This window comes from Amycolatopsis sp. NPDC005232 (assembly GCF_040607795.1).
Classification (GTDB): Bacteria; Actinomycetota; Actinomycetes; order Mycobacteriales; family Pseudonocardiaceae; genus Amycolatopsis.
In genome coordinates, this window is sequence record NZ_JBEXHL010000018.1 from 1 (window position 1) to 11,617 (window position 11,617).

At 70.6% G+C, this 11,617-nt stretch carries 12 protein-coding genes; 4 read left to right on the forward strand and 8 right to left on the reverse strand.

Annotation, left to right across the window (positions count from 1 at the left end):
• Positions 1-245: 245 nt before the first annotated feature.
• The 7 genes from ABZU76_RS30295 to ABZU76_RS30325 form a co-directional block, all read right to left on the reverse strand.
• Entirely contained in the window at positions 246-950 is a 705-nt protein-coding gene (locus tag ABZU76_RS30295; protein ID WP_220241180.1) for a GntR family transcriptional regulator, read from the reverse strand.
• Entirely contained in the window at positions 950-2,386 is a 1,437-nt protein-coding gene (locus ABZU76_RS30300) for a UbiD family decarboxylase (RefSeq protein ID WP_354875401.1), read from the reverse strand. Before ABZU76_RS30300 ends, ABZU76_RS30295 begins: the two co-directional genes overlap by 1 nt.
• Entirely contained in the window at positions 2,383-3,114 is a 732-nt protein-coding gene (locus ABZU76_RS30305) for an isochorismatase family protein (protein ID WP_220241183.1), read from the reverse strand. Before ABZU76_RS30305 ends, ABZU76_RS30300 begins: the two co-directional genes overlap by 4 nt.
• Positions 3,111-4,091, reverse strand: coding sequence for an ABC transporter substrate-binding protein (locus tag ABZU76_RS30310; RefSeq protein ID WP_220241184.1), 981 nt, complete (start codon positions 4,089-4,091; stop codon positions 3,111-3,113). Before ABZU76_RS30310 ends, ABZU76_RS30305 begins: the two co-directional genes overlap by 4 nt.
• Positions 4,088-4,873: an ABC transporter permease gene (locus tag ABZU76_RS30315; RefSeq protein ID WP_220241185.1), complete on the reverse strand. Its 786-nt coding sequence runs from the start codon at positions 4,871-4,873 to the stop codon at positions 4,088-4,090. The genes ABZU76_RS30310 and ABZU76_RS30315 overlap by 4 nt, the downstream gene beginning before the upstream one ends.
• Positions 4,830-5,783, reverse strand: coding sequence for an ABC transporter ATP-binding protein (locus tag ABZU76_RS30320; protein WP_354875404.1), 954 nt, complete (start codon positions 5,781-5,783; stop codon positions 4,830-4,832). The genes ABZU76_RS30315 and ABZU76_RS30320 overlap by 44 nt, the downstream gene beginning before the upstream one ends.
• A gap of 310 nt (positions 5,784-6,093) precedes the next feature.
• A complete protein-coding gene (locus tag ABZU76_RS30325) occupies positions 6,094-6,843 on the reverse strand; it encodes a nucleotidyltransferase domain-containing protein (RefSeq protein ID WP_354875406.1) in 750 nt (249 codons plus the stop codon).
• Between the two features lie 79 nt (positions 6,844-6,922).
• On the opposite strand from ABZU76_RS30325, the gene ABZU76_RS30330 reads away from it, so the two are divergent.
• The 3 genes from ABZU76_RS30330 (at position 6,923) to ABZU76_RS30340 (ending at position 10,209) form a co-directional block, all read left to right on the forward strand.
• A complete protein-coding gene (locus tag ABZU76_RS30330; protein WP_354875408.1) occupies positions 6,923-8,320 on the forward strand; it encodes a hypothetical protein in 1,398 nt (465 codons plus the stop codon).
• 719 nt (positions 8,321-9,039) lie between these two features.
• Positions 9,040-9,309, forward strand: a complete 270-nt coding sequence (locus ABZU76_RS30335; RefSeq protein ID WP_354875410.1) for an MFS transporter — start codon at positions 9,040-9,042, stop codon at positions 9,307-9,309.
• 9 nt (positions 9,310-9,318) lie between these two features.
• A complete protein-coding gene (locus tag ABZU76_RS30340; protein ID WP_354875412.1) occupies positions 9,319-10,209 on the forward strand; it encodes an NAD-dependent protein deacetylase in 891 nt (296 codons plus the stop codon).
• An 84-nt stretch (positions 10,210-10,293) separates the two neighbouring features.
• On the opposite strand, the gene ABZU76_RS30345 is transcribed toward ABZU76_RS30340, so the two are convergent.
• On the reverse strand, positions 10,294-11,112 hold the full coding sequence (locus ABZU76_RS30345; RefSeq protein ID WP_354875414.1) for an NAD(P)H-binding protein: 819 nt from the start codon (positions 11,110-11,112) through the stop codon (positions 10,294-10,296).
• A gap of 92 nt (positions 11,113-11,204) precedes the next feature.
• Between ABZU76_RS30345 and ABZU76_RS30350 the strand changes: the two genes are divergently transcribed.
• Positions 11,205-11,615, forward strand: coding sequence for a helix-turn-helix domain-containing protein (locus tag ABZU76_RS30350; protein WP_220241198.1), 411 nt, complete (start codon positions 11,205-11,207; stop codon positions 11,613-11,615).
• The last annotated feature ends 2 nt before the right edge of the window (positions 11,616-11,617 follow it).

The following is an 11,617-nucleotide window of genomic DNA, read 5'->3' on the forward strand; positions in this document are numbered from 1 at the left end:
TCCCCCGCCCCCTCCCCCCCCTAAACCACCCCTTGGGGGGTTGGGGCGCGCTGAACGCACCGAACGCCACATTGGGTGCGTTGAACGCACCCAATGCCGCATTGGGGTGCTCGACCCGGGCCACGGAACCGAAGGTGACGTCCCGGCCGGACGCGGGTGACCGGCGCCTGTGCACGGGTCGGGGCCTCGCGCGCACAGACGGCGGTTACGCGCGCCCGGCCGGGAAGCCGGGCACTACGACGGCCTCACACCTGGCCGGACCGCTCGATCGCCCGGTAACCCCGCAGCACCAGCGACCGGCTCACCGCCGCGGCGAGCGGCGCGTCGCGGTCGGCGTAGGCGTTGACGAGGCGCTCGTGGTCGGCGACCGAGTGCAGCAGCCGGCCCGGCAGAGACAGGCTCAGGTGCCGGAAGCGGTGCATCTGCAGGCCCAGCGAGGACAGCCGCCGCTGCAGCTCGCCGTTCTGCGAGAGGCTCGCCTCGGCGTTGCGGAACCCGACGTTGTGCCAGAAGTAGCCGTGGACGTCGCCGCGTTCGGCGTCGTCGGCGAGCACCTTCTGCCAGGCACGCAGACCGTCGATCTCCTCGTCCGTGGCGCGGGCGACCACCAGCTCGCTGACCAGCCCGTAGAGGCTGCCCCGGATCTCGTAGATCTCCCGCACCTGCCGCATGTCCACCGGCGAGACGTACGGCCGCCGCCGCGGCGGCACGATCACCAGCGACTCACGTTCCAGCAGGAGCAGCGCCTCCCGCACCGGGGTGCGGGAGGTGCTGAACCGCCGGGCCAGCTCGGCCGAGTTGACCTCGTGACCGGGCCGCAGCCTGCCCTCCACGATGCTCGTGGCGAGCTCACGGAAGATCGTGAACGCGAGCGACGAGTCGCCGTCGGACCCGCGCAACGCGCTGAACAACAGCTCCTTCCGCAGGTCTTCGACGCCCGCGTCGGTCACTAGCCGAGCACCTCGGGCCAGCGCCTGGTCACCGAAGCGACCAGGTCCTCGGTCGACTCGGCCACCGCCGGGAAGCTCGCGAGCCGCTCGAACGGCCGGCACGCGTCGATCACCGCGCGGCTGTTGAACGCGATCTCGCCCGGCAGCGTGAGCGGGTCGACGCGGCTGCCCCACGTCCGCTTCATGACCTCGATGTCGAGCTCGGGGTTGGTGCGCCCGCACATCGCCCACACGACCTCGCCGAGATCACGCGGGTTCACGTCGTGGTCCACCACCACCGTGAAGCGGTTCATGTACGCGGCGTTCGGCAGCTGCGCCGTGAGGTACGCGGCCTGGCGCGCGTGCCCCGGGTACTTCTGCTCGATCGCCACGATCAGCAGCGACCGCCCGCCACCGGCCTCGTGCGCCCACACGGCGCGCACGCCGGGCAGCCCGGTCTTGCGCAGTGAGTCGGTGATGATCGCGGACTTCATCACGGTGCGCATGTACGAGTAGTCGTGCGGCGGTTTGCCCGGAGGCGCCCCGAGCAGGATCGGGTCGTCGCGGTAGTAGACCTTCTCGATGTCGATCGCGAGGATCGGGTCCTTCGAACCGGAGTAGTACCCGGTCCACTCGCCGAACGGGCCCTCCGGGCGCGTGTCGGCCGGGCGCACCCAGCCCTCGATCGCGATCTCCGCGTCGTGCGGCAGCGGCAGGCCCGTGGCCAGGCCTGCGATCGTGCGCACCGGCGAACCCGTCATGGCGCCGACGTAGTCGTACTCCGACACGTCGCCGGGCACCTCGACGCCCGCCGCCACCAGGTACGCCGGGTGGTGCCCCAGCGACGCGGCGATCGGCGCGCGGCCCTCGGCCTCGAACCAGCGGCGCAGGTGCTGCGCGCCGTGCTTGCCGGCCTCGATGTTCACGGTCGCCGAGCGGCCCTCGTCCTGTACCTGCATACGGTAGGCGCCGAGGTTGATCCGCCCGGTGTCGTAGTCACGCGTGACCACGGCGCAGCCCGTGCCGATGTAGCGCCCGCCGTCGCCCTCGTGCCAGCGCGGCACGGGGAACTTCAGCAGGTCGATCTCGTCGTCCACATGGGACAGTAGCGGGCCGTCGGTCACCGTGACGGCGCGGAACTCGGCCGCGTTGGCCGCCCACTCGCCCGGCTTCACCGCGAGGGTCTCCATGAGGTCCTCGTCGGTGTTGTCCCAGCCGAGGCCGAGGACGGAGCCGAGCAGCCGCGGGTTGCTGACCGAGCCGGACAGCACCCGCGAGCCCGTGGAGTAGTCCTTGATGGAGTCGAACAGCATCGCCTTCGGCTTGCTGCGCCGGTAGTTGACCTGCGAGAGCGCACCGATCTCCAGCTCCCAGTGGGCGCCCTCGATCGGCTGGACCTCGCCTTCGCGCTCAGCTTCGGCGAGCCAGCGCCGCAGGTCGGGACCGGTGTCGTTCATGCTGCTCCTCGTCGCGTGTCGGCCTGGAAGTACTCGGTGGCCGCGTCGGCGGTGATCACGTCGGCGTACTTCTGGTTGAGATCGAACAGGCTCAGCCAGTGCGATGACTCGAACCGGTCGAAGCACAGGTCGCCGACCACGCCCACGCGGTAGCCGCGGCTGCACGCATCGACCACGGTCGAGCGCACGCAGCCGCTGGTGGCCTCGCCGACCACGAGCAGCGTGTCGTAGCCCCCCGCCCGGAGGATGGTGTCGAGCGGGGTCTCGAAGAAGCAGCTCGGGCCGATCTTCCGAAGCACGATGTCACCCTCGGCCGGGGCCACCTCGGCGACGATGGCGTTGCCGTCCACTGCGCGCGGCTTCGGCGCGAGTGCCGGAGCCGGTTTGCGGTTCCAGCGCCCGTACTCCGGTGGCGTGGCGTGGAAGTACGCCACACGTACGCCGGCGTCACGCGCTGCCTGCAAGAACGGCGCGGTGCGGTCGACGACCTCCCAGCCGGCGTCCCCGCACGAGCTGGGCCAGTCGGCGACCGACTCCACGATGCCGGCCCGCGGCAGGCCGAGCGCGGCGTAGTACAGGTCGACGGCCACCACGAGCGGGCGCGAGCCGAGGCCGAACGGCGCCTGCTTGGCCCACGACGTGGCCGCGAGCACGGCCCGGTCGCGATCCGTCAGGTAAGGCGCCCAGCCGTCCTCGAACACGGCGGCGGCCGTCTTCGGCACGGTCATGCCGCCGCCAGCGTGCTGTCGATGTACTTCGTGACATCCGCGGGCGGGGTCGACTTCGCGTTGTGCGCCGCTTCGTCGAACGCCTGCTTGATCACCTTGGGATCGACCTCGGGGGTCTGCGACCACACGGTGAGGAAGAAGTCGTACGCGTAGTTGGCCAGGTCGTCGCTCTGCACGCCGCTGTACTTCTTGATCGCCTTCACGGTCTCGGCCTTGTGCGAGCGCAGGTACTGCAGCGACTCGGCTTCCGCGGCGTAGAACCGCTTCACCGCTTCACGGTTGTTCTGCAGGAACTTGTTCTGCACCGTGTACGCGCCGAGCGGGAACTGCAGATCGGCCAGCGACGCCAGGCGGTGCGCGCCCTTCTCCCGGCTCTGCGTGCCGTTCGGCGGCTGGGTCAGCAGCGCGGACACCGCACCGCTGCCGAGCGCCGCGACCTCGGCGGGCACGCTCTTCACGAACACCGCCTGCACGTCTTCGCGCTTCATGCCGTTGGCCTCGAGCAGGTCGGTCAGCCCGAAGTCGCTCTGCGAACCGGGCGAGGAGATCGCGACCTTCTTGCCCTTGAGGTCCTTGATCGTCTTGATGTCGGGGCTGGCCCACATCTCGAGGTTGTAGTGCGGTTCCGACATCGCCACGTACTTGAGGTCGGAGCCCTTCATGATCGCGGCGGCGGAGTCTGCTGCCACGCCGACCCCGATGTTCACGCTGTTGCTCGACAGCGCGGCGACGAGCTGCGAGCTGTCGTTGAGCCGGTTGAGCGTGACCTTCAGGCCGTGCTTGGCGAAGATGCCTTCGTCCTGGGCCACGTACAGGTCGGAGTAGCCCGCGCCGAGCGCGGTGTAGCCGATGGTGATCGGCAGGGCGCCGCTGGCGTCCGCCTTGACCGGGTCGGTGCCGCCCTTGCCTGCGCAGCCGGACAGGCCGAGCGCCAGGGCCGCCGTGGCGGCCACCGTCGAAAGAAGCTTCTTGTTCATTGCGAACCTGCCCAGTGGGTGAAGCGGCGTTCGATCATCCGCACGGCGCCGTTGAGCAGCAGCGCGACGACAGCGAGGATGATGATGCCGGCCATGGCGTTGTCCATGTTGAAGTTCGAGGTCTGGGTCTGGACGAAATACCCGAGGCCCTGGCTCGCGAGGAACAGCTCCGCGACGATCGCGCCGACCAAGGCCCGGCCGACGGCGAGGCGCACACCCGCGAGGATGTACGGCAGCGTCGCGGGCAGCGCGATGGCGTAGAAGAACCGCAGCCGCGGCGTGCAGAACACCGTGGCCACGCGGGTGTAGTCGCTGTCGAGGTTCCGCACGCCGGCGGTGATGTTGATGATGAGCGGCAGGATCGCGGCCCAGATGATCACGAGGATGCGCGAGACGTCGCCGATGCCGAACCAGAAGATGATGATCGGCAGGAACATCACGTACGGCACGGAGTAGAGGATGTTGACCATCGGCTCGGTCATGTCGTGCAGGATCTTGCTGCGGCCCAGCACGAGCCCGACCGGGATGCCTACGACGAACGTGATCAGCAGGCCCCACAACAGCTCGAGACCGGTCGCGCCGAGCGCGGGCCAGATGGTGCCCGAGCCGAACAGGTCGATCTCGGAGGAGACGATGCGCGTCGGGCTGCTGCTGAAGGAGACGTCGACGACGCCGGTGGCGGTGCAGACCTGCCACAGCACCAGGACGATGACGAGCCCGGCCGCGCCGAGCAGGCCGCTACGCCTGCGCTGAACCCAGGCGGACAGTCCCCTGGACTCCACTGCCGCGGGTTGCCCGGGCGGGCTCGGCGGCCTGGTCAGTGTTGACGCCGTTGTCATGGTTCCTCGCTGAGTCTTCCGCAGCCGCGGATTCCTGGGTGGGGGTGGGGTTCGCGCTCTCGTCGGCCGGCTTGTGGTGCAGCGCCTCGAGAATCCGGTCGCCGTAGGCGAGGAACTCTGAGCTGCGCCGCCAGGCCGCGTCCCGGGGGCGGGGCGCGTCGATCTTGACCTCGAGGGCAACGCGGGCCGGGGAAGGTGAGAACACGAGCACGCGATCGGCGAGCAGCACGGCCTCGTTCACGTCGTGGGTCACGAACATCGCGGTCTTCTTCGAGCTGACGGTGTCGGCCTGCCAGATCCGCAGGAGCTCGTCCTGCAGGTTCTCGCGCGTCTGCGCGTCGAGCGCACCGAAGGGCTCGTCGAGCAGCAGCAGGGTGGGGTCGGTGGCCAGGGCCCGCGCGAGGTTCACGCGCTGCTTCATGCCACCCGAGAGCTCGTGCGGGTACTTGCGGGCGACGTGCGAGAGGCCCACGATCTCCAGCAGTTCCTCGGCCCGGGCGCGCACCTCCCGCGTGAGCCGGCCTTGCACCTGCGGTCCGAAGAGGACATTGTCCAGCACCGTGCGCCACGGGTAGAGCGACGCGTGCTGGAACACCAGCGATCGTTCGGGGCCGGGTCCCTTGACGGCCTTGCCGCCCACCTCCAGCGCACCGCCGGCGACCGGGACCAGCCCGGCGACGGCTTCGAGGAACGTGGTCTTGCCGCACCCGCTGGGCCCGACGATGACCACGAACTCCTCGTCCATGATCTGGAGGTTGAGGTCGAGGACCGCCGTGGAGAACGCGTTGCCGCGCCGGGCCTTGTGGCCCAGCAGCAGATCACGCGCGTCCAGACATACATTCGACGACGTCATCGGCCGACCGCCACCCCAACCGGTCGGACTTCTGGGTTGCTCACTACTGCTCCTCCTTGCTGATGGCTGCACTGCTATTCGCAAGGTGTCGACACTTCGGGAGAGTCTCTGCCCCAGCCCAGTCTGTGTCAAGGGTCGCAGTGAGACGATTGCCATGATCGACCACGAAAAAGATCTTCCACGACAAGGAAAATTCCTGGTCACGCAAGTGAATCGACGCGTCGATTCCTCTCGGTACGGATCGTCCCGTTATCGATGTGTCATCGCGCTGGAGGCCTCAACTGTCGACACTAGCCACTTCGTTCGACCGTCAACGGGCCGCCCGCAGCAGCGCGGCGGCGGTCGCGAAGGCGCCTTCGAGGTCGTGGGCGAGGCCGCTGAGCACGTCGTCGAGCCCGCGCAGCCCGGCGCGCTCGATGAGGGTCTTCTCGTTCGTGACCCACTCGCCCCGCCCGGCGAGCACGGCGTGCGCGGTCTGCAGCGCCGCGACGCCCACCGACGCCGCCGTCTCCGTGGTGTGCCCGCGCTCGACGTGCGCGCTCTTCGCGTAGCCGAGCGTCTGCTCCGCCGAGGCGCGCCAGAACTTCGGGGCGGTCTCCAGCAGCGCCGGCGGGTACTCCGGACGCGGCAGGCTGCCCCGCAGCACCTCGTTGACGGCCAGTTCGGCCACCACGAGGTAGCTCGGGATGCCTGCGAGGTGGAACGCGAGCGGCTCCCAGTGGAACCGCCCGGCGCGCGCTTCGGCCAGCTCGTGTTCGACGGAGTCGAGGTCGCGGTAGTGGACGTCGACGCGCCTGCCGTCGATCGTGAGCCACGCGCCGCCGTTGAACACGCCGCCGCCCCACTCGCCGAGCTCGGACACCTCGCCGGGGTAACCGAGCGCGCGCAGGTCGCCGGGGTCGAACGCGCCGCGGTAGTAGACCGCCACGTCCCAGTCACTGTCCGGGCCGGCGTTGCCCTGGGCGCGCGACCCGCCCAGCGCGACCGCCACGACCCCGGGCAGCGCGCCCAGCACGTCGGCCACCTGGTCGGCAAAGATTTTCCCGTTGTTGTCCGGCATCGTCCGAACATGCCATGAACTCGGCGGATGATCGCTACGATTTCGCCACTTTCCGCACTCGACCTGGGGGTCCTCACACATGCACCGCTTCCGCGCGCCCGTGGCGCTCGCCGCGGCCGCCACCGCGTTCGCGCTGGTCACAGCACCCGCCACCGCGGCGGCCACACCGTTCACCTCGACGACCTTCAAGGCCACCCACAACAGCTACTCCGGCGACGTGGACGGCGCGAAGGGCTCGATCACCTACCAGCTCGACCACGGCGTCCGCTTCGTCGAGTTCGACATTCACGACAACGGTTACGCCACCACCCACGACTACGGCATCGGGCACGGCAGCCCGGGCGACCTCGTCGACCACGCCGGCAACCCCGCGTCGAACAACCTGCGCGACTGGCTCGCCGTGGTGAACACCTGGTCGGCCGCGCACCCCACGGCCGCGCCGATCGTGGTGATGCTCGACCTCAAGGACGACCTCACCGACAACACTTCGTTCGCCGCCGGCAACCTGGCCGCGGTGAACCAGGAGCTGCAGACCGCCTTCGGCCCTCGGCTGCTGCTCGCCAAGGACTACCCGGCCGGCGCGACCACGGACTCGTTGCGCGGCAAGGTGCTCACGCTCCTCTCGGGCGACAGCGGCACGCGTGCCGAGTACCGCCGCGACGTCGGCTACCACCCGGCGGTGGCCATCAACGGCCACGGCCAGGTCGTGGAGGTGCACGACTCCGGCGCCGGCGCGCTCTGGTACTGGACCGGGACGTACGGCGCCGACGGCCGCGTGACCTGGAACCGCCACGGCCGCTACGACAGCGGCCAGACCCCGGCGATCGCGCTCGACGACTCGGGGCGGCTCGTGGAGGTCCACCAGTCGCAGACTGCGGCCACGCTCTGGTCCCACACGGCGAAGCTCGGTGCCGACGGCGAGCTGACCTGGTCGGCGAGCCAGAAGTACGACGACGGCGTGTCCCCCACCGTCGCCTTCACCGGCACCGGTGTGCGCGAGATCCACCGCAGCCAGTCTTCCAGCCAGAACTGGCAGTGGCAGGGCGCGCTCGACGCGTCCGGCGCCGTGACCTGGAGCGGCAACGCGAAGACCTCGGACGCGCTGTTCCCGAAGGCCACCGGCACGTCGGGCACCCGCCGCGTGACCGTGTCGACCGGCGCCGACGGCCCGACGCCCGCCCAGACCCTGCGCTACGCCACCGACCGAGTCTCCGGTGAGCGCGTGCGCTATCCGCAGGTCGCGTTCGACGAGTACCAGCAGGGCGACCCGGCGGAGCTGCAGCAGGACGCGCTGTTCTACGGCGCCCCCGCCACGGAGCCGGCGTTCATCACCTCGGCCCGGCAGAGCGGGCACCTGGTCCGCGGATGGGACTTCGACTCGGCGGGCCTGGCCACGAACCCGCCGGCGAACTACGCGGCGACCAACCACCCGTGGGACGCGTGGTACCAAACCCTCACCTCGGGCGCGGCCCAGTAATCACCCCGCGCGCGAGACGAGCCGGGCTCCCGCACCCCGACGGTGGGAGCCCGGCCCTTTCCCCGCAGGTGCCCACGCCGGTCTCCGTCCCTGGCCGCCGCCCGCGGCCATGACCGGCGCCGCACCACGTTCCCGGTCTCACCCGGTGGTCCGCACCAGGCGGAAATCAGTGCGGCAGCGCCACTGTCGGCGCCACCACCGGACGCGGAACTTCGCGTTCCGCCGTCCCGCGAAGCATTGCCCGTTCAGGCGCAGGCCTTTCCTGCGTGCCTTCGCCCGCTGCGGCTCTCGCCGGCACCCGGGTGCACGACCGTTCGAACCGTTCCATCAACACGGCGGCGACCATCAGGACCACGGGTGTACCCAACGCGAACCACATACCCTTGAAGTACCCAGTGACAACTCGGCCAAACCGGAATCTGCCCGTCCGGGGGATTTGTGTTGCCCTGCCGGGAGAAACCGCTTTCACAATGCCGACCTTCGCCGCGCGGGTCATGATCGAAAAGTGAGCGGGCGGCGGGCAGCGAACTTCGGCACGCGCCCCGCGAGGCCCGCGCCCGCTTGTCGCCGGGATCTACACGCAGCCCGAGAGTCCGCGCTGGCTCGCGGTCAACCAGCACGACGAACGCACGGCCCGCACCGTCCTGACCCGGCTGCGCGGCAGCGCGGCAGCGCGGCAGCGAGGAAGGTGTTCACGGTCTCGCGTCGTTCTCCGTGTCGTGGGGCCCGTGCAGTGGGTCGCGCTGCCGGAGCTGTTCCCGCTGCGGATCCGCGCGGCTGCCGTGAGCGTGTGCGTGGTCTTCAACTGGTTGTTCAACCTCGCGGTCGCGCTCGTGTTCCCACCGCTGCTGGACGCCTTCGGCGCCGGGCTCAACTTCGGGTTCTTCGCCGTGATGATCGCCCTCGCGTTCGTCTTCGTGTGGCGGCTGATGCCGGAGACCAAGGGGCGCAGTCTCGAGGACGGCGAACGCGACCTCGTGGGTGCGTAAGCTGATCGGGTGCGGACACGACCGACCATGACCTGGACCGGCACGGGTGAACCGCTCCCGCGCACCGGAAGCGTCGCCGAGGTGGCCGAGGTCGTCTCCCGCGGCCGCGTGGTGGTGCTGAGCGGGGCGGGGATCTCCACCGAGTCCGGCATTCCCGACTACCGCGGCGAGTCCGGCAGCCTGCGCCGGCACACCCCGATGACCTACGACGAGTTCACCCACAGCGCCGAGGGCCGCCGCCGCTACTGGGCGCGCAGCCACCTGGGCTGGCGCACCATCGCGCGCGCCGAGCCCAACTCCGGGCACCACGCCGTCGCGACCCTGCGCGAAGCCGGCCTGCTGTCCGGCGTGATCACGCAGAACGTCGACGGCCTGCACCGCGCGGCGGGCACGCGCGGCGTGGTGGAGCTGCACGGCAACCTCGATCGCGTGATCTGCCTCGGCTGCCGCCGCACCACGCCGCGCGAAGAGCTGGACGACCGCCTGCGCGCGGCCAACCCGGACTTCGGCGGCACCGCCACCCGGATCAACCCCGACGGCGACGTCGAGCTCGCCGAGGAGGCCGTGCGCACGTTCACTCTCGTCGATTGCACCAGGTGCGCCGGTGTGCTGAAGCCCGACGTGGTGTTCTTCGGCGAGAACGTGCCGCGCCCACGCGTCGAACGCTGTTACCGCCTGGTCGACGAATCCTCGGCGGTGCTCGTCCTCGGCTCGTCGCTCACGGTCATGTCCGGTCTGCGCTTCGTCCGCCACGCCGCGAAAACCGGCAAACCCGTCCTCATCGTCAACCGCGGCCAGACCCGCGGCGACGCGCACGCACGGGTCCGCGTCGACCTGCCGCTGGGCGAGGCGCTGGCCGACCTGGTCGACCTCGTCGGCGGGCCAGCGCGTCTCGCCTGACGCGAGCCCACCACAGCCCGCGCGCCGGCCCACGCGGAGATCGACGCGGCCGGCGCGGCGGGCTGGTGCACCTTCGCCGGTCCCTCAGCGGAACGCGGCGACGGAGTCCGCCACCCACTCGGCGAACGCACGGGCCGGGCGGCCCAGCACCCGTGGCACGTCGGGGCTCACCCGGCGTTCGGCGGGCAACGGGGAACCCAGCACCCCGAGCGTCGCCTCGATGATCGGCGGCGGCATGAACTCCAGCATCTGCGCGCGAGCCTCGTCCGGCGTCTGCTCGGCGAACCGGACGGGCTCGCCGAGCGCGGTGCCGATCACCGCCGCCCGCTCGCGCGGGGTCAGCGACTCCGGACCGGTCACCTCGTACTCGGCGCCGTCGTGCGAGTCGTCCAGCAGCGCCGCGGCGGCGACCGCCGCGATGTCCGCCGGGTCGACGAACGGGAGCGCCACGTCGCCGAAGGGAGCTTCGACAAGGCGCGAAGCGCGCACCGAAGGGGCCCACCCCAGCGTGTTCGTGGTGAACCCGCTCGGCCGCAGGATCGTCGCCGCCGGCACCGACGAGCGCACAGCCCGTTCGTACGCCGTGAAAAACCCGTAAGCCTCCGGCCGCGTGGCCGCGCCCTGCGAGGACAGCAGCACGAGCCGCCGCACTCCCCCTGCCTTCGCCACGTCGGCCAGCTCCGCCGGAGCCGGGCCGCCCGGGAACAGGAACAGCGCGTCCGCCCCGGCCACCACGTCGCGCAGCGATTCCGGCGCGGCCAGATCGGCAACCCGGTGCACCACTCCCTCGGGCAGCCCGGCCGGCGCCGTCCGCGACACCGCCGTCACCGGCGCGCCCGCCGCCGCCAGCGCCGCCACCAGCGGACGCCCGATGTTCCCCGTCGCCCCTGTCACCACGATCATCTTCGAACCCCTGTCTTTCGTTCCACAGTGGTCACGAAGGTGCCGTGCGCGTCCCCCGGCCGGAAGGACGCACCTTTAAGTAAGCTCACGACATGGAGGAATGGACGCAGTTCGCGGGCCGGTCGGCTCGTGACGGGTATGAGGTGTTTCACACCGACTGCCCCGCGCGGACGGTGCTCGACCACGTCACCAGCCGTTGGGGCGTATGGGTGCTGATCGCCTTGCGCGAGCGGGAACTGCGGTTCTTCGAGCTCCGCCGCAGCATCGAAGGTGTCAGCGAGAAGATGCTGGCGCAGACGCTGCGCACCCTCGTGCGCGACGGCCTCGTGTGGCGCCGGGTCGAACCCACCACGCCGCCGCAGGTCACCTACGGCCTCACGCCGCTCGGCCGCGGCACCGGCGACCAGCTCTCGACGTTGTTCTCCTGGCTGCGCGACCACGCCGTCGACATCCTCGCCACGCAGGCCGGGTACGACGAGTCCGGCGGCCGGCAGAGCGCGTAGGC